The sequence below is a fragment of the Marinoscillum furvescens DSM 4134 genome (genome assembly GCF_003386095.1).
In the GTDB taxonomy this organism is placed as follows: domain Bacteria; phylum Bacteroidota; class Bacteroidia; order Cytophagales; family Cyclobacteriaceae; genus Marinoscillum; species Marinoscillum furvescens.
On record NZ_QREG01000038.1, the window covers coordinates 1 to 22,548 of the forward strand.

The window sequence follows — 22,548 nt, forward strand, 5'->3', positions numbered from 1 at the left end:
GAGCAAGAGCGAACAGCTTTACTTCAAGCATTGGAGCAACTGGACTATGAGACGGTCAAAAAGATGTTTCAGGAAAAGGCTGACAAATATGCCGGGGGCGGTGATGTGGCTTTTCATGAGGCGGGCTATGATGGTGTTCAGATCGCTAGCATGTTCTGGGGTGGTGCGTTTATCAAAGGAGCTAAAAAAGGGTCCGAGACAGCCGGAGAAGTTTCAGATGTTGTCAAGAGGCTTGCTGATGATATTCTCAAAGAGTTTGATAACCCCTCTGTCCTGGAAGATTTAAGCAAGCTTTCAGATAAAACGAGGCTCAAAATCCTGAAGGAATTGGGGAATGACTCTCGGCTGCTTAAATATCTGGATGATAATCCAGTGTTGTCCAAAGCGTGGACACAACACAAGCAAGTAGTAGATGCCGCAGACCTTGACCTGGCTGCTGAACTGGCCAATAAAGCCGATGATGCACTGAAGGAAAAAATCACCTCTCTGATCACCAGTAGTGAAAAGAAACAGGCGTTTCTGAATTTGATGGGTGCAGCAGCGAAATATCAAGATGAGATTTTTGATTTGTGGGAAAGTAGCTTTCTCAGAGTTGCACCAGAAGTCAGTTTTGATGTGGTTATTGGTGGAAAGACCTTTCGAACCCGTCTGGATGGAATTGGCTTTGATGAACTTTCAGGTACTTACAAAGTCATAGAAGCCAAAATGGGAGGAGCGGTATTTAGCGAAGCTCAAAGCATGTTTATGAAAGCACTGAAAGAAGGAACCGGAGAAATTATCCCTGTAGGTCAAAGAGCGTTAGAGGTATTTGAAGAACTAGAAGGAACCAATGTGTTGAATGTATTAGGCAAACAGGTGCATTTGAATGATGAAATTGTGGATATTGCTACTTTTACAGGAAGAGGATTATGAGCAACTATCAAAAATTAATTGAACGAGTCATCCCTTTTTTTGAAAAGGAGAACTTCAAGAAAAAAGGAAAGACTATTTTCTTTAAGAAAGATGGAGAGAAAGAATATTATTTTACTCTTGATTCGCTGCAAAGTGGTTTTCGAGCAAGATGCATCTATGGAATCTATTTTAAAAAGCTAAATAGTTTTTTTTGTGAAGTATTAGGAAAAAGAGATTTCCACCGCACTGTATTTTTTGATACAACCAATGGGGAAATTGATAAAGCATACAAAAGGTTTGTATTAGAATCAGATCAGGATATTGAAGAGAATACGCAACGAACGATCGCTCTATATAAAGACTATGCTGTTCCCTTTTTTGAGCTTAACAACACCTATCCGAAAATTTTAGCAACACTGCGTAAAAGCAAGGGCATACCCAGAACTAATGGTAACCCAGACCATACCTTAGTTACCGAAACAGCTATGTTGATGGACATTTTCCTTACCAAGTTACTGGAAGAAGAGGGTTATGAAGAACGCGTAACCCACTACTTAAACCTTGTTAAGGAAGCCGAGCAAAATAACATGAAGGAGCATGGGCAAGGTGGCGCTTTTACTATGTATATACAAGTGTTAAACGAAAGCAAGGAAAATATAGACAAAGCCGACTGGCCAAAGATCAGGGCAAGCCTAGGCCTTTGATGTTTTCTTTTAAACTGTGATACGTTTTGAGATTAACCTACAGGTCAGTGGGTAGAAAAACTATATGCAACCCCACCTAATGCAAGCGTCAATTTGTGCTCTAACATGCCTTCCTCTTACCGTAGAATTTATAGTTCGTTTATTAGACTCTGATTTCTAAGTAAGGATTAGCCGCTGACTACCCCACCATAACCATCGTGCCGGTAAATGGAGCAGGGGCAGGCATTACACAGAGCCAACTACAAACCCGCCTCAACAAGATCTATGGCCCGGCAGTGGCCATAGATTAATCTTAAAAACTTGTAAAAACTGAACCTATGAATAGGACGGGCCTTGGTTCATTTTAGGTTTTTCGGACGAAAATCAGGTCACAAATAAAAGATGTCTGAGCCTGGATGAACTTAGATTACCAACGAAATTGTTATGGCGAGTTTCTTTTATTTGCTGATTTACGGCTGTAAAAGCGTTAAGAAATGAACCCCGCCCCGGGGCGCGTAGCCTTGATTTTGCTGCCGGGGCACGCAGCCTTTTTCATCTAAGGAAAAGTAGGGATAAGAATAGCTGGGCTACATGCCCCACCAAGCGCAAGCGTCCGTTTGTGCTCCTCTTACCGGTCATCCTGAAAAGTAAAATATGAAGTTTGTTTACTAGAATCTGATTTTTAAGAAAGGATTAGCCCCTAGCCGCTAACTACCCGGCAGTTCCGTGCTGCTTCCAGCCATTACTGATGCCCTGGTAGCTGAGGGGCTGGAGATTTCATCTGCCCTCATTGCTGAGAAATGCGGGGAGTTTGTGGTAGGAGCCTCAGTAGATGGGAGCATCCAGCTGATTCTCCTGTATTATGACAACCCCGACCTCCGTCCGGCCGAAGCATGGGCTCAACTAGACAAAGTGCAGATGACCCGATCAGGGGTAGAGGCCATGTTGGGCAAAGTGTACCTGGAAGCAGCGGTTTCGTGTCTGGGAGATGCCATCTACTCTAACGGCAAAATGCGCACCTATCAGGAAATGAAGTCCAAGAAGCTAATTTTTAATACCCAGCAGTATCCTACGCCCAACAAATTGCCGTGCATCAACCTCAAAAACTAGCTTATGTACATTTAGAGCCCACTTTCACCCCTCACTTAGTAAAATCACCTATATCCATTTCGGATTCTACCTAATTCATCAATTAAGATTTTTACCCTTATATAGGGCTCATGGCTTCCCCATCTTTGTATTGTTGGTAATCAACAAAACGATCACCGGCTCCCATCCCCACCCACATTGGTTTCCCACCAGCATTTAAGAACCGATAAAATACAGAGCCATGAACATTGCAATCCAAAACTTCAACACGCCGCATCAAGCACTACTCGCCACTCCAGTAAATATCAGCATGGAGCCTACCGAAAAAACTCCTTTTGTAAGATTTAGCAACCGCGAGTTTAAGCTGCAAGTGAAAGGCGCTTCTGTAGCGATGGATATGCACGATTTTTACAACCCCATTCTTTCAGAATTCAAAAAAGCTGCGGACTACATGCCTCAGGTAACTGTAGAACTGTACTTCAGCAACCTCAACACCAGCACGGCTAAGGTTTTGTTTGACTTGTTCAAATACTTGAGATCACTTGCAATGGGTGGCAAAAAAGTGAAAGTCATCTGGGGATCAGAGGCTGGCAATACCGACATGTTGGAAACCGGCATGGACTACCAGGAGATCTACGAACTAGAGTTTGAGTTTGTGAGCTAAGGCAAGTTTGACCAGTTGATGGCCTCCTTTAGCCCTTGTTGGAGTTGTCTCCAACAAGAATCACTACACTCACCTTCACCAATCTCCAAATTTTGCAATTCTCTCTATCCACCATCATCACAGCGGGTAAAGTGCGCTTTCCACCGCAGGAGCTACCTGCTAAAGGGCATCTCGATAATCAACAAATGGTCAGTAGACAGTGACTGGAATCCCGCGGACCGAACGAGTTGCTCTTCTTTGAATTTAAAATCCCTACATCTTGGCAAGCTGGCCCACCAGTTTTACCGCATATCTGGGCATCAGTCGTTTCAAATAGTCAAACAGATAGGCATCAGGTCCCACCTTCAGACGACTCTTGCGGCGTGCTATTCCTGATACGATCAGCCGTGCTGCACGTGGTGCAGAAGTCATCGCCACTTTCTCAAAATAGCTCGCCGAATCCGCCTGGCTCATGCCTGCTTTTGGGCCGTTGATAAACTTGCTGTTTTTTACAATGTTCGTGCGTACACCACCTGGATAAACGGTAAGCACATTTACATTAGTGCCTCGCAGCTCCTGCCTCAGTGATTCGCTCAATCCCATGATGGCACTTTTGGAGGTGTTATAAGAGCTTTGATTGGGAAAAGGAATAAGCGCATTTACGCTAGATACATTCACAATCGTCGCCTGGGGCCTTTTTAGTAGCTCCGGCAAAAACAACTTCGTACCGTAGAATGTCCCCCAAAAATTAACGTTCATCACCAACTCAAAATCTTCAATAGATCCACTCACAAACCCATCGGCTACCGATCTGCCGGCATTGTTGATCACAATGTCCACGTGTCCAAACTCTGCCAAAACATTTGCCACATAGGCTTCATAGGCTTTTTTGTCAGAGACATTTAGCACGGAGGTAAACACCTTTACATCTGCTGAGATCAGCTCTCTGGTAGCTGCCGGTTCGGCTTCATTGATGTCTGAGAGTGCCAGGTGGCAGCCTTTTGCGGCCAGGGCTATGGCCAGCTCCCGACCTATGCCCGAGGCAGCACCCGTAAGTGCTACCACCATTCCTTCAAGTTTTTTAGTCAAATTATGTAGGCTTGTTGGTGTAAAATAGCCAGAAAATTAACCTTTTATTTCGAACCCGACCGGCGGTCTTTCCCGGTGCCTGGCGATCGGCACATCTAATTTTTATTTTCCACTCCCAAAACATGCTCAAAATTTTATCTTTGCGGCTATGGCAAATTCTGGCGATACAATTACACTGAAAAATATAGCTTCTCACTGCAAAGAATATGGGTTTATCTACCCATCCAGTGAGATATACGATGGGCTTGGGGCTACATATGATTATGGCCCGTACGGTTCAGAGCTAAAAAACAACATCAAAGAGTACTGGTGGAAAGCCATGGTACGCATGAATGAAAACATCGTGGGTATCGATGCGGCCATCTTCATGCACCCGACCACCTGGAAAGCTTCGGGTCACGTAGACGCATTCAACGATCCCCTGATCGACAACAAAGACTCTAAAAAGCGCTACCGTGCCGATGTGCTCATCGAAGAGCAGATCGCCAAGATAGAAGGGAAAATCGCTAAAGAAGTCAACAAAGCCACCAAGCGCTTCGGAGATGCTTTTGATAAAGACCAGTTTGTCGCTACCAACCCGCGTGTGATCAAATACACCGAGCAGATAGCTGATATCGAAAGCCGCATGAAGTCGGCCATCGAAGCGGGTGATCTGGAGGCCCTCAAGCAGCTGATCGTCGACCTGGATATTGCAGACCCGGTGTCTGGCTCGCGCAACTGGACCGACGTTCGCCAGTTCAACCTCATGTTTAGCACCGAGCTGGGCTCCGTAGCGGGTGAGGCTGGCAAGATTTATCTCCGTCCGGAAACGGCTCAAGGTATTTTCGTCAACTACCTGAATGTGCAGAAAACAAGCCGTATGCGTTTGCCTTTTGGTATCGCCCAGATAGGTAAAGCTTTCCGAAACGAGATCATCGCGCGTCAGTTTATCTTCCGTATGCGGGAGTTTGAGCAGATGGAAATGCAATTTTTCATCAAGCCAGGTACCGAAATGGAATGGTACGACCACTGGAAAAACCAGCGCATCAAATGGCACAAGGCACTCGGTCTGGGAGAAGAAAACTACCGCTTCCATGACCACTTAAACCTGGCCCACTATGCCAATGCTGCCTGCGATATTGAGTTTAATTTCCCGATGGGTTTCAAAGAGCTCGAAGGGATCCACTCGCGTACCGATTTTGACCTGAGCGCACATGAAAAGCACTCCGGCAAAAAGCTGCAGTTTTTCGACAATGAGATGAACGAAAGCTACGTGCCATACGTGCTGGAGACTTCTATCGGGCTCGATCGCATGTTCCTGGCGGTGATGTCAGCAGCGTATACCGAAGAAAAACTTGAAGACGGAAGCGAGCGCACCGTGCTTAAAATTCCACCGGCTTTGGCACCGGTAAAAGTGGCTGTTTTGCCTTTGGTCAACAAAGACGGGCTGCCTGAAAAAGCTGAAGAAATCATGAAGGCCGTGAAGCTGGACTTCAATGCCCAATACGATGCAAAAGACGCCATCGGTAAGCGCTACCGCAGACAAGATGCGATCGGTACGCCGTATTGTGTGACGGTAGATCACCAGACGCTGGAAGACAATACCGTCACGATCCGCGAGCGTGACAGCATGGCGCAGCAGCGCGTGTCGGTGCCGGAGCTGATCGCCACACTGGATGACAAAGTGAATATCAAAAACCTACTCAAGCAGCTCTAATCCATGAGCACGCTAATACTCCTGGGAGTGCTGATTCTTGCCTTTGCTTTGCGCAAAAACAGGAACTTCCAGGAGTATCTTATTTTAAAAGGCTGGAGGCCTACCCTCAACCCGGCCGAAAAAGAACTCCTCCAAAAGTATTTTGAATACTATCGCCAGCTCTCTAAGCGGGACCAGCGATTGTTTCGCTACAAAGTCCATCGCTTTCGGCGAATGACCACTTTCATTCCTCGCCAGATGGATGAGGTGACCGACGAAATGCAAGTGCTCATTTCGGCCTCAGCCGTGCAGCTCACCTTTGGTTTTCAGGATGTACTACTTGATCATTTTGAAAACATCGTGGTGTATCCGGATCAGTTTTTTAGCCACGCGGGTCAGCGCTATCACAAAGGGGAAGTAAACCCTGCGGCCAAGGCCATTGTACTCTCCTGGAAGCATTTCGTACATGGCTATGCCGAGCAGGAGGGAGTAAACCTGGGACTACATGAAATGGCACATGCCCTGCAGCTGGAAAACATCATCTTCAATGATGAATTTGGTTTCATGGAAGCTGCTGATTTAGACGAATGGCAGGCGCTTGCCTCCAAAGAAATGAAACGAATGCGTGCAGGGAACGCTACTTTTTTCCGGGCATATGGTGCTACCAGCCATACCGAGTTTTTTGCCGTGGCAGTAGAGAATTTTTTCGAGCGGCCCAAGCAGTTTCAAGACCATAGCCGCTCGCTGTACAGCTGCATGAGCCGACTGCTCAAGCAAGACCCGCTTATACTTCTGCGCTCTTATTGATCGATAATTTGCTTCAGGTTTTCAGTACGCCGCTTTGAGCAGTCTGCGATTTATTACTTCTTGAAGGATAGCCTAAAATAGGTGTCCTATTTTAGGTGTCCTATTTTAGGCTATTTAGTCCGTGCAAAGCAGACGTACTACTGGAAGAAGATCATTCGCTCAGGCTTTATAATGTCTTTTTCGGGAGATATCTGGAAACGTTGGAAATGTAAACCCTAATTTTGGGCAGGAAAATCAGTGCATGCCTCAAAGGCATGAAATCCGAATGCCTATGAACTGGAAACAACTACTCTCTCCAAAACGCTTTGGCGACAAACAGGAAGCTGCCGTGGCGGACAACAGCAGAAGCCGCTTTGAGCAGGACTATGACCGACTTATTTTTTCGCATCCTTTCCGAAAGCTGCAGGACAAGACGCAGGTGTTTCCTCTACCTGAAGATGATTTCGTCCATACCCGACTCACCCATAGCCTGGAGGTATCGAGTGTAGGCCGGTCGCTGGGCAAGGCCGTAGGGGAGAAGATCATCGACAAATACCCGGAACTGAAGGAAGCGGGCTATACCTTTCATGACTTTGGAGGTATCGTAGCTGCTGCCAGTCTTGCGCATGATTTGGGCAACCCACCTTTTGGTCATTCGGGAGAGACGGCCATCAGTAGTTTCTTTACAGACCATCCTGCCGGCAAGGCCTTTGAGCAGCGCGTAGCACCCAATCAGTGGTCCGATCTTGTCAGCTTTGAAGGCAATGCCCAGGGCTTTCGCATCCTCAACGACCCGGCCAATGGTGGGCTGCGGCTAACTTTCGCTGCGTTGGGGGCTTTTACCAAATACCCAAAATCTTCATCTGCCCCCCAGGAGAAAAGTCGCAAGAGCCAGAAAAAACATGGCTTCTACCACAGCAACTTACCCGAATTTACTGAAGTAGCCGAGAACATGGGATTGCAGTCCATCGGTGAAGAAGCCTGGTGCCGCCATCCGCTCACTTTTTTGGTGGAGGCTGCAGATGATATTTGCTACAACATTATCGACCTGGAAGACGGCTGCAGGCTGGGGTTGGTGCCGTATGAAACCACTCGCGACCTGCTGGCCGCCATTATTGGTGAGAGCTATAATGAAGAAAAGCTCGAGCGGTCTTCGGACATGAATCAGAAACTGGGGCTACTGCGCGCGCTGGCCATCGGCCGGCTGATCAACGAAACCGTAGCCTTGTTTTTGGAAAAAGAGGAGGCTATCCTCAATGGCTTGTTTGACGGGGCACTGACGGAGCACATTCCTTGTGCCGAGGCATTGGGCAAGATTTCGGAGTTGTCCATAGCCAAAATCTACCGATCTAAGCAGGTGCTGGAGCGCGAAGCAGGAGGCTTTGAAGTGATCGGCAAGCTAATGGAGGCCTTTTGCATGGCCAGCTACTGCAAGCTTTTCGATACGGACAACTACACGCCACGCAAAAAATCCATCTATCGTTTACTCCCTGTTGGCTACCAGGAAAAGCTGACCGGAGCCGAAAGTGTTTATGAAAGTCTGCTAGTGGTGATGGACTTTATCTCCAGCCTCACAGATTCCCATGCCATCAAGCTGTACAAGACCATTTATGGATTTTCACTGCCTACCGGAGGATTTTGATTTAGCCCTCCCCGGTTAGGGTTTTGTCATGCCGAACTTTTCGAATAACCAAATACTCCTCGGTTTTGTCATGCTGAGTTGGGGGGCGCCTAGTCGCGGACGGTAAGTTTCGAAGCATTAGACAAAACCGGTCGGGTCTATCCTTCGACAGGCTCAGGATGACCGGAACTCAGCACAAAGTTTTTTGTGAATACTTTGGAAATTCCAATGTAAATCTCCTCTAAGATGATCAAACAGCTTGTGTCAGCAATGACAACCTTAGGCATTTTTTAGATCCTCTTCCAGCTGGTCTTCTGGGAAATTAAAAATAGAAACCTGGTGAGCGTTGAGTAGCTCCAGGAATGTGCGTTTTGATACCCCAGCAAGTTTTGAAGCCTCTCCTGAGGTGAGCTTTCCCTGCTCATATAGTTTTGAAGCAAGACTCATTCGAAGTTCTTGATCTGATAGATTCAAGGTAGAAGGGAGGTTTAGTGTGAGTTGCTTCATGACATTATTATGACCTACGTATACAATCTAAAATTAACGGATTATAAGAAAACATGCACAGCATGCCTTGAAGTTCCTGATCTCGGTTTAGGTTTTTCCAAATAGTCGTTCACAATCAAATGAAATCCAGCTTTGTCATGGTAGCCTGCCTGTTTGTCGAGGCGATAGACAAAATGTCCCAAAACCCATGAAATGGGCATTTAACAATTTATTCAAAAATCAATGTATTTGGATTCATACGGTTATCATGAATGGTAATCACCTCAATAGCTGTGGATTCAACACGATAATAAAGAGAATTATGCTTCGTAATTACACATCGGCGTATTTCTGTCTCAGAGGCTTTTGGATACATTTTAGGATTGGAAGCCAACAGGTCTAATTTCGCTTGAAGGGTGATGATAAATTTATCTTTTACTGAAGGAGACCATTTGTCGACTAGATATTGACATATTTCTTTGAGCCGAAGTTCAGCACGCTCTGACAGAATTACCTCATATTTCATTACAGGCTTTTCAGAATTTCTGAAAATGGTCTCTTTCTACCTTCTTCCAAATCCAAAAGACCTGCTTCAATATCTTCTTTTTGCGCTACGGTAAGCTCATCCCACCAATTAGGGTTTTCGCTTTGTTTTTTTAACTGAAGAATAGCCTCGAGCACTCTTTGATCAGATAGTTCCGTCAACCAGTGGATGATTTCTAGTTTTTGTGTTTCCATGTGATGTGAAATCTAGTATAAAGTTAACAACATGAAGTCAATTAAATTTCCGATACACCTTAAACAAGCCCTACCGACTGCTGGTTTCTTTGCACTCCATTTCAAAGCTTTCACATCCTCTCTACTTGCCCCTGCAAACCCTCCTCTCCATCAATCACTTAAATAGGCCGCGGGAACTGATAAAATCATTACATTTGCAGCCTTATTTTCCATGTGGACACAATTAGCCAATATCATTCTTAAGTACCGGATCACCCTGATGGCAATATTGGGGCTGATTACTGTGTACATGGCCTACCAGGCCCAGTTTATCCAGTGGTCATACAACATGGCCAACATCGTACCGGAAAACGATCCTGAGCAGCAGTACTTCCGTCAGTTTAAGCAAACCTTCGGGGAAGACGGCAACATCCTGGCGCTGGGTTTCAAAGACAGTGCGATCTACAAGTCGGACAATTTCCGCCGGATGAAATACCTCACCAACGAGCTGGAAAGCATCCGTGGGGTAAAAGACGTCCTCGGCCTGGCCAACCTCAAAATGCTGGAGAAAAACAACGCCAAACGCCGCTTTGAGCTGGTGGAGGTTTTCCCGGAAATCCCCAAAGAGCAAGACAAGCTGGACAGCATGCTCACCTTTGCGAGCAACCTGAAATTTTACAGCGGCCAGCTGATCAATGCCGATAATGGCGCCACACTACTGCTGGTAACCGTAGAAAAACAGGCCCTCAACTCTGAGTACCGCCACACTATGGTCGCAGATATTGTGCGGGCGGGAGAGCAGTTTGAGGAGGCTACAGGCATCAAAGTAAACTACGCCGGGCTGCCCTATGTTCGCTCGGTCAATACCCTCAAAATCAAAGAAGAGCTCAACAAATTTCTCGTATACTCCATCATCATCACCGGGCTGATCCTCTTTGGATTCTTCCGCTCGCTGAAGGCGGTAGTCTTTCCACTGATCATCATAGGTGTGATCGTGGTGTGGGTGCTGGGCACCATTTCCCTTTTTGGATTTAAAATCACCCTCCTCACCGGCCTGATTCCGTCCATCATAGTGGTGATTGGGATACCCAATAGCGTGTACATGCTCAACAAGTACCACCATGAGTACGCCGCTCATGGGGACCAGATGCGCGCGCTGGGAAAGATCATTCGCAACATCGGGATTGTCACGTTCATCACCAACTTCACCACGGCTGTGGGGTTCTTTGTGCTGGTATTTACTGGCATCCCCATCCTGGTAGAGTTTGGCATCATCGCAGGGATCAACATCATGTGCACCTTTGTGGTGAGTACCATTATGATCCCGTCGGTATTTTCGCTTTTCAAGCCACCGACCAGCCGCCACCTGAAGCACCTCGATTTCAAAATGCTCAATGGAGCACTCGTGGGCATGGACGTACTCGTCCATAAGCACCGTAAGCTCATCTTCATTTTCACTGGAGTGCTGGTAGCCGTATCCATCTATGGTGTGAGTCAGCTACGATCAGTGTCCTACATGGTAGACGATCTGCCCGAAGACAGCCCATTGGCTTTGCAGTTGAAGTTTTTCGAGGAAAACTTTAGTGGGGTCATGCCATTGGAAGTGATTGTGGACACAGGCACCAAAAAAGGCGTGCAAAAGCTAGGCAACCTGCGCAAGATCAATGAGTTTGAAATGTTTCTCGACTCACTGGAAGGCATCTCCCAGCCGGTATCGGTAGTGAGTTTTATCAAAGCCGCCCGTCAGGCGTTTTACAACCAAAACCCGGCCTTTTACTCCATACCTACCAACCGCGAAAGTGCTTTTATACTTCGCTACCTCAGTGAGGAAAGCGACCAGGAGGGTATCTCCAAGTCTTTTGTGGATAGCACAGGGCAGGTCATACGCATCTCGCTAAAAATGCCGGATATCGGGTCCAACAAGATGGACTCCCTCGTCAACCAGGTGATCAGCCCAAAAATCGATGAGATCTTTGGCGACAGCAAGATGGATGTGCGCATCACGGGTACGGTGCCGCTCTTTATCAAAGGCAACAAGTACCTGATCGACAACCTGATCACTTCGATGATCTTCGCCTTTTTCATCATTGCGGTGATCATGGCGATCCTGTTCAAAAACTTCCGAATGATTGTGATCTCGCTGATCCCCAACATGATCCCGCTCCTACTTACAGGCGCTATCATGGGATTTTTTGGCATCCCGCTCAAGCCCAGCACCGCGCTGATCTTTAGCATTGCCTTTGGTATCAGTGTAGACGATAGCATCCACTTCCTGGCCAAATACCGCCAGGAGCTGCATGCGCACAATTTCTTTGTGCCGATCGCCGTGAGCCGTAGCTTGCGCGAAACCGGAGCCAGTATGATGTATACTTCCATCATCCTGTTTTGTGGGTTTGTCATCTTCACGCTATCCGAATTTGGCGGTACCGTGGCGCTGGGAAAACTTACCTCCATTACCCTATTGTTTGCAATGTTGACCAACCTGATCGTGCTGCCTGCGTTACTATTGCAGTTTGATACAGGTAAAATCAAAAAAGATGACCACCCCTATATCGAAGACATAGCCGAGGCTGAATTCGATGATGAAAATCCAGACAAAAACGCTTAAAACATAAGGAATCAAGTGGCTAAATATCCAGAGTACAAACAAGTCAGTTATCCGAACATTGCTAAAGACGTCCTCAAATTTTGGGAAGACGAAAAGATTTTTGAAAAGTCTGTAACCGAGCGTGAAGGTGCTCAAACCTTTACGTTTTACGAAGGACCACCATCTGCGAACGGTACGCCCGGCATCCACCACGTGATGGCTCGTACGGTGAAAGACATCTTTTGCCGCTTCAAAACCCAAAAAGGCTTTCAGGTAAAGCGTAAAGGAGGATGGGATACCCACGGACTGCCTGTGGAGCTGCAGGTAGAAAAAGAGCTGGGTATCAAAAAAGACGACATTGGAAAGAAAATTTCTGTAGCCGACTACAACCAGAAGTGTAAGCAGGCGGTGATGAAGTTTAAAGATGAGTGGGACCAACTCACTCAGCAGATGGGCTACTGGGTAGATCTGGACGATCCCTACATCACCTTTGATCAGAAATACATGGAGACCCTTTGGCACCTGCTCAAAAAGCTCTACGACAAAGGACTCCTCTACAAGGGCTACACCATACAGCCTTACTCACCGGCAGCAGGTACAGGCCTTAGCTCCCACGAGCTCAATCAGCCAGGTACCTATCAGGATGTGAAAGACACCACTGTGGTGGCGCAGTTCAAAATAGAAAAGAACGACGAGTCCGCAGCGCTCTTTGATGCGGATGACGAAGATGTGCGACTGCTGGCATGGACCACCACACCGTGGACACTTCCGTCCAACACGGCTTTGGCGGTAGGCGAAAACATCACTTACGTAAAGGTGAAAACCTACAACCAGTACACACACCAGCCTGTGAGTGTGATCCTGGCGAAAGACCTGGTAGGCAAATACTTTTCCGACAAGGCAAAGGATGTGGCGCTGGCAGACTACAAAGCCGGCGACAAGCTCATCCCTTTTGAGGTGGTAAAAGAAATGAAAGGTGCCGAGCTGGTAGGTGTGCGCTTTGAGCAGCTGATGCCTTACGTGCAGCCTGAGGGCGATGCCTTCCGCGTGATCCCTGGCGACTATGTCAGCACTGAAGACGGTACAGGTATCGTGCACATTGCGCCTACGTTTGGTGCTGACGATAAGCGCGTAGCGGATCTAGCCGGGATACCACCACTCGTGGTAAAAGACGAGCAAGGCTATGACATGCCTTTGGTCAACAAAAAAGGACAGTTTGTGGACGAAGTGACCGACTTTGCCGGGCGCTTTGTCAAAGAAGAATATTACGATGACGACACCCGCGCCGATAAGGACTTTAAGCCTACCGACGTGCTCATCGCCATACAGCTGAAGGAAGCCAACAAGGCCTTCAAAGTAGAAAAATACGAACACAGCTACCCGCACTGCTGGCGTACGGACAAGCCCGTATTGTACTATCCGCTGGATAGCTGGTTTATCAAAACCACGGCGCTCAAAGACCGCCTGGTGGAGCTCAACAAGACCATCAACTGGAAGCCGGCATCTACCGGAACGGGCCGCTTTGGCAACTGGCTCGAAAACCTCGTAGACTGGAACCTGAGCCGCTCCCGCTTTTGGGGTACACCCCTACCTATATGGGTGACCAAAGACCGCAAAGAAGAAAAATGCATCGGTAGCCTGGCAGAGCTCAAAGAAGAGGTGAAAAAATCAATCGCTGCAGGCCATATGACCGAAGAAATCGGAGATGATTTTGACCTGCACCGACCGTACGTAGACGATGTGATCCTCACCAGCTCTACTGGTGAGCCCATGTACCGGGAGCCAGACCTCATCGACGTGTGGTTTGACTCGGGAGCCATGCCTTATGCGCAGTGGCACTACCCGTTTGAAAACGAAGATATATTCAATGCCAACTATCCGGCAGACTTTATCGCCGAGGGAGTGGACCAGACACGTGGGTGGTTTTTTACCCTCCATGCCATTGCTACGCTGCTGTACGACAAGGTGGCTTTCAAAAATGTGATCGCTAATGGACTGGTGCTGGACAAAAACGGCAACAAGATGTCCAAGCGCCTGGGCAACGCCATCAACCCATTCGAGACGATGGACAAATACGGCCCGGATGCTACGCGCTGGTACATGATCGCCAATGCCAACCCATGGGACAACCTCAAGTTTGACCTGGAAGGGGTAGCCGAGGTACAGCGTAAGTTTTTTGGTACGCTGAGCAACACGTACAGCTTCTTTGCCCTCTACGCCAATCTGGACGGCTTTGACTTCTCCAAGGGAGCCCTGCCGATGGACAAGCGCACCGAAAGTGATCGTTGGGTAATCAGTCGCCTCAACAGCCTCATCAAAGAAGTAGATGCGGCTTTTGACGAGTACGAGCCCACCAAAGCTGCACGCGCCATCCAAAACTTTGTGAGCGATGAGCTGAGCAACTGGTACGTGCGCCTCAACCGGAAGCGGTTCTGGGTAGGCGAATACAACGAAGACAAAGAGGCTGCTTACCAAACGCTCTACACCGCACTGGCTACAGTAGCGCAGCTGGCCGCACCGATAGCGCCTTTTTATGCCGAGCGCCTGTTTCAGGACCTCAATGGCGTATCCGGACTGGATAGCAACGTATCCGTGCACCTGGCGGACTTCCCGGTGGCAGACGATGCCCTCATCGATGAGGAGCTAGAAAAACGCATGCACCTGGCGCAGAGTGCTTCTTCGCTGGTACATAGCTTGCGCAAAAAAGAAAAAATCAAAGTACGACAGCCACTACAAAAAGTGCTGATCCCGATCCTCAATGAGGCGGACAAGGCACGCATCGATCAGGTGGCGGAGCTGATCATCAGTGAGACCAACGTAAAAGAGGTGGAGTACATCGACGATGCGTCGGGTATCCTCGTGAAAAAGATAAAGCCCAACTTCCGCAAGCTGGGTCAGACCTACGGACCGAAGATGAAGCAGCTGGCACCGCTGATCAATCAGCTGGGGCAGGAGCAGATCAAAGAGCTGGAACGCACCGGGCAATATGCACTGGAGCTGGACGGTGAGACCATCACCCTTGGGCTCGACGATGTGGAGATCACTTCGGAAGACATCCCGGGATGGCTGGTAGCCAGTGAGGATGGCCTCACCGTGGCGCTAGACATCACTATCACCGATGAACTGCGGCAGGAAGGCATCAGCCGCGATGTGGTCAACCGCCTGCAAAACCTGCGCAAAGACCAGGGGCTGGAGGTGCAAGACAAGATCGCTGTGAGCTACTATGCCACGGACGAGCTCCTGAAAGCGGCCATAGCCGCCCACAAAGGGTATATACAGAAAGAAACGCAGGCACTAAGCCTGGAGCTGGCCAGTGACGCCAATGGCGGCACCAGCCTCGATATAGATGGTCTGGAGCTTACTGTAAGTATCTCCATCGCCAATTAACTACTTCTCATCGCCTGGCTGAGCCGCATAGGCCGGCCGCAAGGAAAAGTAGAATGAAGACTAGATTAAAATGAAAGCAACCAAAACAACCCCTTTATACCTCTTTTACCTCATCAGTCTACTGGTGATCGGCATAGACCAGGCTGTAAAAATGGCCGTGCACTTCAACATGCAAATGGGCTCCAAAGGGCAGATCCAAATCCTCGGAGACTTCTTTAAGCTCCACTACCTCACCAACCCGGGCATGGCCTTTGGGATGGAGATCGGCTTTATAGACAATGGCAAGCTGGTGCTTACGCTTTTCCGTCTGGGAGCCATGGTAGCTATAGGATTTTACCTGTACATGCTTTACAAAAAAGAGGCTCCGCAGGGGCTGATGATCTGCATCTCCATGATCCTGGGAGGTGCCATTGGCAACCTGATCGATAGTATTTTTTATGGGGTATGGCTAGACAATGCGCCTTTTGATGCCCCTACGCCGTGGTTTTATGGCCAGGTGGTAGACATGTTTTACATAGACATCTGGGAAGGCCGCATAGCCGACTGGGTGCCGATCCTCGGTGGCGACTACATGGCCCTCTGGCCGGTGTTTAACGTAGCAGATGCCGCCATCTTTCTGGGCATCACCTTTATCCTCATCTTCCAAAAGCGCTACTTCGCTAAAGAAGAAGAACTGGTAAAGGGGTAGGAAATCAAGGGTATCGACTATAAGGGTTGGGCGTATCTGATTTTCTTTTTAAAGTCGTTCAGAAGTTCGACCATCTGAAGCTTTTGAGGTTTACTCCAATTTCGTTCAAGTATTACTTCATTTATCTTCTGGTTTACCACAAATGAAATCCTTTTAGGAATTCCAATGATTGAGTTAGTTCGAATACCATTTTTGAATCCTTCTAAAACTGATTCAACAATTACTGTCTTGTAGTATTCCAAGTGTTCATCTTCAAAGTCTTTCAAGAAATTAGCGTCTTGATCCCTATTGTGGTGTATGTGTTCCCAGTCAGTTGGCATATCCCCAAATGTTACATAGCAATCAATTTCAGCATTACGTTTAATCTTTCTCAAATAATCGTCTGAATTGCATGCAAAAAGTATGATGTCCACTCCGTCTAAAAGGAATGAGCCATTATCAATACTTAAGAAAACTGACTTTTCACCAGAATCATCCAAGCTTCCACACAATTGACTTGGAGTCCCGTGACCTAGAAATATCACTAATTCCGTTTCATCAGTTATCGCTGAGCCATAAGTTCCTGGTTTAGGTCTTAAGATTACAGCGTTTGGGAATAGCATTTTCAATTCACTAAGAATTGGTTTAAGGAACGCAATGCTTTCGTCCAGTGGATAAACAATAACAATATTATTGTAAGCTCTCATTCAACTTTACGTAATGGGAGAGAGTTAATTCAAACATTTCATTTATAATGATCTGTGCTTCAGAGTCACTTGCATCAATCAAATCGGCAAGCTGATCCATCGTCAATTCTTTATATTTCGGGTTCAGGACATGAATTCTACCATCATCAATTTCTCTTAGCTTACTTGGTAAAATATCCTTGAGGTCTCTAGTCTTTAATGATTCGATAGCCTCATTTTTAAATTCTTTATCTAAGAATTTTTCAATTCCGTAATTAACAATTTTGGCTAGTTTTTTTACCTTTTTCTCTGTTGCAATATTCTTCGCTTCAAATACCTCACGTACAATTTGATCACGTTTTCCGGATATTAGAAAAATTGAACTCTTACTGAATTTATTTAGGGATCGAAGCTCTTCAATTACATCAAGACCTGTGAACGGAGCCTCTCCGTAATATTGATCTACAACGATCAAATCCGGCCTTAGGCCTTTGAGTTTCCCGGATATCCCCGTAACCAGTTTATCTAAATCATGGTCTTGATCTTCATTAAGATATTCTCTTTCGTTAGGATCCACGTATAGCGTGAGAACATTTATACCCTCTTTTGTCCTTAGATGCTCAGCTAAGTTTTCCAATACTACTTTTTGTATTGGTTCATCATCAATTAGTAGTAGAGTTTTATCCATTAGTTGAATGAGAGTTTAAATGTGGCTCCTTTATACTTTATACCATTTCCAAGGAATTCAATATCACCACGAAGATTCTCCTTCATTTTTTTCTTTACAGTATGTAAGCCAATTCCAGAGCCTTCTATTTTTGACTTTACCCCCAAATCGAAAATTGCATTGGAATTTTTCAAAAACTCATTTGGAACACCTTTTCCATCATCATGGATTAGCACATCTAGTCCTTTTTTTGAATCCTTGATTTCTAAGTCTATTTGCTTTGCTTGTGCTTTATGGGAATTCGAGATAAGGTTATCCAATACAATAGAGAAATCAAGTACACTAATTCTCGAAATAAAATCTGAATTACCTGATACCGATATTTTGATCTTGTCAGTATATGCGTAACTGTAGGTGTCAATATACTCTCGTATAAATTGTGAAATCTTGACCTTTCGTACCTCCTGATCCGCCTTAAAATTGGATTTGGTAATTAGCTTACTAAGTTTCATTACTTTATCGGTAATGAACTTGATCTTGCCAATTTCTTCATAAAGAGACTTGTCAAATGATTTGTCTGTACGCAACCTTCGAAGAATTTTTTCAAGTCCTTCATCAATTCCAATTACAGAAACCTTAATACTGTGAATTAACTCCTCAGCATCTTCACTAAGTGTTTTTCTAGTTGCAGTTAAATAAGCCGACTTATCTTTTTCATGCTCTAGGTTTTGTTCTGCATCTTTCCTTGCATCTTCTTCCTTTTTTCGTCTTTCTTCCTCTTTCCTCCGTTCTTCAACGGCTCTAAGTCTTTCGTTTTCTTTCCGAAGTGCCTCCAACTCAGCAGCTCTTCTACGCTCCACTTCGGCTCTCGCTCTTTCTTCGGCCTTAATACGAGCTTCTTCCTCCTTTTTTGCTTTTTCTTCTGCAGCTATTCGTCTTTTTTCCTCTTCTTCAGCTCTTCTTTGTGCCTCTTCCTTTTCTCTGAGAATCTGATTGTATCGTTCCTCAGTCAAGTTGATGATTTTATCTAAATCGGGATTGTCTATCTTCTCAGCAATCTTTTCTAAATCAGCAATAAATTTTGTCTGAACTTCATCTAGCTGCTCATTTACTAGGTTAACCAAGTCCTTATTGAATTCAATGATTTTTATATCATCATCCGTTGAAAGGCTTTTAATTAACTGAATGAAATCAATCTTGCTTCCAAGATTAGATTTTGCAATTGACAGATTATCCGATTCTTGATCTTTCTTTAAAAGTTCCTTTCTATAATTTTCTGCAATCTCATCTTGACCAAAGTAATTTTTTCTTTTGAATGCTTCTCCCCAGAGGACACCTACTACATATCTTTCTAATCGGAGGAGACCCTTATTCATGAAAGCTTCCATAAGTTGGTTGTATCCTTGAGTCTCAACCATACCTCCATCCCTGCTCGATACCTCCTTGAATTCAGTTGTATTGTTTGTGCTGATTTCTACTCTGCCAAACAAATTTCGAGTACCAAGACGTCTATTATACCCTTGCTGATATCTATAATCTAATCCCCAACTATCATCATCGGTATCACCATAAGGTTGAACTCTAAAACCATTTTTAAAAAGAAAAACAGACCCAAATTTCACGGGCTGAATTCCCATGTTTCGGGTAAAATTATTTTTAGCCGAAGTATTTAAGTAGTACAAGTCAATTTTTAAATCGTCAATTAGATTTAGCTTTTTGTTCTGCTCTTCTATTTGGTAAATCAACGTACCTCGATCAATTAGTTTAGACTTTATATGGTCTTTGGTTACCTGAACATTTATTTGAGTTGTTTTGATCTTTAATATATCGAGAATGGCATTCTTGATAGGTCCGTTTACTTTGTTTCTGCCTATCTGTTCTTTGGAGTCATTTGTTAATTCATCTTTGGAAAAGATCTCGATATTAAAATCAGTAGATTCTGAAAATGGGTTTATAAGCTTTTCAAGTGAATGCTTTAAGCTAGTTTTTTTTGATCGATCCCATCCCTTTATTCCTTGAATTTCCAGAATAGTACCCTTCTTCGAGTTTTTAGGAAAGGGAATACTATAGTCTTCTAGAGGTAGGTAGTCAACTTTGACGCTCTCAAACTTTTCTTTTTGATTATTGAATTTGTTCCAGTTGACTGAAATTTGTTGGATGTTTTTAGAATCTAATTTTTTTGTCGTTAGAACTAAATCATCACCAAGTCTATCTGCAGAAAATCTACCAATTCCTTTTGCACCTGCATAGTGACGCCTTTTCTGTATTTTATCTCTAAAATCGTCTTCCTGATCATCTTGTTTTTTTGAGGAGTAAGCGACAAAGAGCCATTTGTTCTTAATGTCCTCAATTGACATTCCATCACCATCATCTGAAATAATGATCGTATCTTCTTTAAATTCGATAAAAACATTTTTGGCATTGGCATCATAGGAGTTTTTTACCAACTCAAAAACAGCAATGAAATCATCAGTAATGAGATCTCTTCCAATGATGTCTTTTAAGCCTGAACTGACTTTAAATTCAAGTTTTTCAGGCATAGGATTCTGTTAAAGTTTGAAGGATAAGCCCTGCTTGTTCTCCAAAAAGAGGCGGAATAGCATTTCCAATTTGACTATAACGAGGTACTTCTTTCGTGCGATTTTTACCGCCTGTGGTATATTTTTTCTTGAATTCAAACCAATCTGGGAAGGATTGAATTCTGGCATATTCTCGAACAGTTAATATTCTAGGCTCGGAATAATGGATATAGTCATCCGGAAGTGTTGTTAAAGTAGGGCTTGGGGATTTGGCATCAAGAGGTATGGTGACGTGTTTGTTAATTTCGAGTTTTTCTCTTTCAGATTTACTTAAATTTTTATTCTTATTCTTCACTTGTAAAATTTGCCTGAACCTTTCTACAGTACGTTCCTTGTGGTTTGGAAAACTGTGACTATTAGGAGAATCAGTTTTCACTCCATTTCTCATGTAAACCTGATACGATGAAGTAGCTTTTCCATAAAGGCCAAACTTAAATCCCCTTCTTTCTTCATTGGTCGTATGGCCATTCTGATATAATAGATCTGAGATGGCTTGTTCTAAATTTGTTTGGAGTGTTAAGTTTTTGGAAACAAGGAATTTTTCAGCGTTGCCTTGTAATTTTTTAAAGAAAATTTTTTCAATATCGGCTTGATCTTTCAATATATCTTTTCTCAGTGCAACGAGAATATACCGGGTTCTTTTTTGGGGAATACCGTACTCTGAAAAATCAATAAGTTGCCCAAAATTGTTATAGCCCATATCTTGAAATCTGCTACTGACATAATCTGCATACGCTTGACCCTTTGTTTTATTCTTTTTAAACTTCTGGGTGAAACCCTTTACATTTTCAAAAAACACTACTTTAGGGTTCACAATACTAATGAACTCAAGGTATGAGTCGATTAATTCATTTCTAGCATCACTTTCGACTCTTCTTCCAGCACTAGAAAAGCCTTGGCATGGAGGTCCACCTGCAATCAAATCTACTTTTCCACTTAATTTTTTAAGCTCTTCTTGATGTTCCGAAAGAACGTCATTTATGTCATGATTTTTCTTTGGCAACCAATCAGGCCAATTAAAATGCTCTAGATTGTTAATTAGATTATGTTCTAGTGTTGCAAATGCTTCAGAACTTTTTTCAATAGCAAATAAGCCTTGCCATCCTGCTTGATTTAAACCAAGAGATAATCCTCCGCAGCCAGCGAATAAATCTATGTAAGTAGGTTTCTTCACGCCTTAATAAAAAGCTTAAAGTTAACCAAATGTAAAAAACAATTATAATTCCGTTAACTATATTATTCTGAAAACATTAACTCACTCGAACCCCCATGCTTTTCTATGCCATTCGAGATTTTGCCGGCTCGGTTTGAGGCGATCCTGGCTAGGTAGAATGAGTTTCTGATTTCTAAATTGTGAAAGATTAAAGGGTGACTCACTTTCTATGAAGTTGTCCGATAGCAACACCTTATAGTCATTGTTTACAGCCACCAACCCCCGATCAAATGCTCTGTGTAAGTTTGGACAAAGGGAGATTCCGTTGGTAACTGTATCATCGTGACTTTCGGCCCAGGGTACAATATGGCACGCATCAATCATCGAAGCATTGAGCGTAGTGTCGACCCGCATCCCGGTGATAGCGCAGGTATGGTTATAGAGTTTTGGTATTTGCCTTTTAAAGGCTCCCACTCGTACAAAGCTCTCTTCTTCTACTTCTTCTTTGCTCCGTTTGAGCAGCTCAATTATTCGGCTTTGATATGTAGCCGTATCATCTGCCGCTATCTGGTTTTCTATGGTTACCAGATACTCAAGAGCATATGACTGTTTCTGGCCTTGATTAGGGAAATACCGTTCGATGATCGCAGCACGAGCTGCTGTTCGATTGTCCGCATCTAGTAGATAGATGAAAAATTCCTCTGCTAGCTGACCAAATCGTACATAGGACTTCAAGGCATTAAAGCTTTTTACGGAATTTGAAGCAGTCAAAATGGTCTCAAAACCTGGTAAGGTATGAAGTTTCCAAACTTTCGATGATTCATTTTTGAGGTGGTAAAACGGTAGGGAAAAGTTCGGTGTGTGGCCACTGGTGACATATTGATTCCAGTTGCCTTTAAAAAGACCCACTAGTTCCGGGGTGATGTAGAATTCATTTTTAGGAACAAAACCTTTATCTATGAGGTCAATGAGCGCAAGCATCAGGATGGGCTTATGCGGCGCTTTGCCCAGATGCTTCGTATAGCCTTGTTTAAAAGAAATGTATCGTGAACCTGCTACATTTGACTGGACAGTAAGTTAAGCTCGTAGGAGTTAAATTTACTGATAATGAAAAGAGAAAGAAGACACTTCGATAAGGAGTT

Annotated in this window: 19 protein-coding genes; 10 read left to right on the forward strand and 9 right to left on the reverse strand. The window is 44.8% G+C overall.

The window, feature by feature from the left end:
• The 4 genes from C7460_RS23935 to C7460_RS22945 form a co-directional block, all read left to right on the forward strand.
• Positions 1–912 (forward strand): hypothetical protein (locus C7460_RS23935; RefSeq protein ID WP_170148159.1); only part of this gene is annotated, 912 nt, incomplete at its 5' end.
• Positions 909–1,595, forward strand: coding sequence for a hypothetical protein (locus tag C7460_RS22935; protein WP_115870483.1), 687 nt, complete (start codon positions 909–911; stop codon positions 1,593–1,595). The genes C7460_RS23935 and C7460_RS22935, both read left to right, overlap by 4 nt.
• Before the next feature lie 705 nt (positions 1,596–2,300).
• Positions 2,301–2,684, forward strand: coding sequence for a hypothetical protein (locus tag C7460_RS22940; protein ID WP_115870484.1), 384 nt, complete (start codon positions 2,301–2,303; stop codon positions 2,682–2,684).
• A 220-nt stretch (positions 2,685–2,904) separates the two neighbouring features.
• A complete protein-coding gene (locus C7460_RS22945) occupies positions 2,905–3,327 on the forward strand; it encodes a SiaC family regulatory phosphoprotein (protein ID WP_115870485.1) in 423 nt (140 codons plus the stop codon).
• A gap of 252 nt (positions 3,328–3,579) precedes the next feature.
• Here the strand turns inward: C7460_RS22945 and C7460_RS22950 are convergent, their stop codons facing one another.
• A complete protein-coding gene (locus C7460_RS22950; protein WP_115870486.1) occupies positions 3,580–4,395 on the reverse strand; it encodes an SDR family NAD(P)-dependent oxidoreductase in 816 nt (271 codons plus the stop codon).
• A 148-nt stretch (positions 4,396–4,543) separates the two neighbouring features.
• Between C7460_RS22950 and C7460_RS22955 the strand changes: the two genes are divergently transcribed.
• The 3 genes from C7460_RS22955 (at position 4,544) to C7460_RS22965 (ending at position 8,498) form a co-directional block, all read left to right on the forward strand.
• Entirely contained in the window at positions 4,544–6,091 is a 1,548-nt protein-coding gene (locus tag C7460_RS22955; protein ID WP_115870487.1) for a glycine--tRNA ligase, read from the forward strand.
• 3 nt (positions 6,092–6,094) lie between these two features.
• The gene (locus C7460_RS22960) at positions 6,095–6,877 is read left to right on the forward strand and encodes a zinc-dependent peptidase (RefSeq protein ID WP_115870488.1); all 783 of its coding nucleotides are present in this window, start codon (positions 6,095–6,097) and stop codon (positions 6,875–6,877) included.
• Between the two features lie 271 nt (positions 6,878–7,148).
• Positions 7,149–8,498, forward strand: coding sequence for a deoxyguanosinetriphosphate triphosphohydrolase (locus C7460_RS22965; protein WP_115870500.1), 1,350 nt, complete (start codon positions 7,149–7,151; stop codon positions 8,496–8,498).
• A 258-nt stretch (positions 8,499–8,756) separates the two neighbouring features.
• On the opposite strand, the gene C7460_RS22970 is transcribed toward C7460_RS22965, so the two are convergent.
• From C7460_RS22970 to C7460_RS22980, 3 genes are all read right to left on the reverse strand, one after another.
• Positions 8,757–8,984, reverse strand: a complete 228-nt coding sequence (locus C7460_RS22970) for a UPF0175 family protein (RefSeq protein WP_115870489.1) — start codon at positions 8,982–8,984, stop codon at positions 8,757–8,759.
• Positions 8,985–9,192: 208 nt separating this feature from the next.
• Positions 9,193–9,489: a type II toxin-antitoxin system RelE/ParE family toxin gene (locus C7460_RS22975; protein WP_115870490.1), complete on the reverse strand. Its 297-nt coding sequence runs from the start codon at positions 9,487–9,489 to the stop codon at positions 9,193–9,195.
• The gene (locus C7460_RS22980) at positions 9,489–9,701 is read right to left on the reverse strand and encodes a hypothetical protein (RefSeq protein ID WP_115870491.1); all 213 of its coding nucleotides are present in this window, start codon (positions 9,699–9,701) and stop codon (positions 9,489–9,491) included. The genes C7460_RS22975 and C7460_RS22980 overlap by 1 nt, the downstream gene beginning before the upstream one ends.
• 211 nt (positions 9,702–9,912) lie before the next feature.
• Between C7460_RS22980 and C7460_RS22985 the strand changes: the two genes are divergently transcribed.
• From C7460_RS22985 to C7460_RS22995, 3 genes are all read left to right on the forward strand, one after another.
• Entirely contained in the window at positions 9,913–12,288 is a 2,376-nt protein-coding gene (locus C7460_RS22985; protein WP_115870492.1) for an efflux RND transporter permease subunit, read from the forward strand.
• A 15-nt stretch (positions 12,289–12,303) separates the two neighbouring features.
• Positions 12,304–15,654, forward strand: coding sequence for an isoleucine--tRNA ligase (ileS, locus tag C7460_RS22990; RefSeq protein ID WP_115870493.1), 3,351 nt, complete (start codon positions 12,304–12,306; stop codon positions 15,652–15,654).
• Positions 15,655–15,724: 70 nt separating this feature from the next.
• A complete protein-coding gene (locus C7460_RS22995; protein WP_115870494.1) occupies positions 15,725–16,342 on the forward strand; it encodes a lipoprotein signal peptidase in 618 nt (205 codons plus the stop codon).
• A gap of 17 nt (positions 16,343–16,359) precedes the next feature.
• On the opposite strand, the gene C7460_RS23000 is transcribed toward C7460_RS22995, so the two are convergent.
• From C7460_RS23000 to C7460_RS23020, 5 genes are all read right to left on the reverse strand, one after another.
• Positions 16,360–17,028 (reverse strand): hypothetical protein, encoded by a 669-nt coding sequence (locus C7460_RS23000; protein ID WP_115870495.1) that lies wholly within the window; start codon positions 17,026–17,028, stop codon positions 16,360–16,362.
• A complete protein-coding gene (locus tag C7460_RS23005; protein WP_115870496.1) occupies positions 17,012–17,695 on the reverse strand; it encodes a response regulator in 684 nt (227 codons plus the stop codon). The genes C7460_RS23000 and C7460_RS23005 overlap by 17 nt, the downstream gene beginning before the upstream one ends.
• Complete coding sequence (locus tag C7460_RS23010; RefSeq protein ID WP_115870497.1) at positions 17,695–20,214, reverse strand: sensor histidine kinase; 2,520 nt, start codon at positions 20,212–20,214, stop codon at positions 17,695–17,697. Before C7460_RS23010 ends, C7460_RS23005 begins: the two co-directional genes overlap by 1 nt.
• Positions 20,207–21,427 carry a DNA cytosine methyltransferase gene (locus C7460_RS23015; protein ID WP_115870498.1) on the reverse strand — a complete coding sequence of 407 codons (1,221 nt, stop codon included), beginning with the start codon at positions 21,425–21,427 and terminating at the stop codon, positions 20,207–20,209. The genes C7460_RS23010 and C7460_RS23015 overlap by 8 nt, the downstream gene beginning before the upstream one ends.
• Before the next feature lie 81 nt (positions 21,428–21,508).
• Positions 21,509–22,387: an HNH endonuclease gene (locus C7460_RS23020; RefSeq protein ID WP_115870499.1), complete on the reverse strand. Its 879-nt coding sequence runs from the start codon at positions 22,385–22,387 to the stop codon at positions 21,509–21,511.
• Between the last annotated feature and the right edge of the window lie 161 nt (positions 22,388–22,548).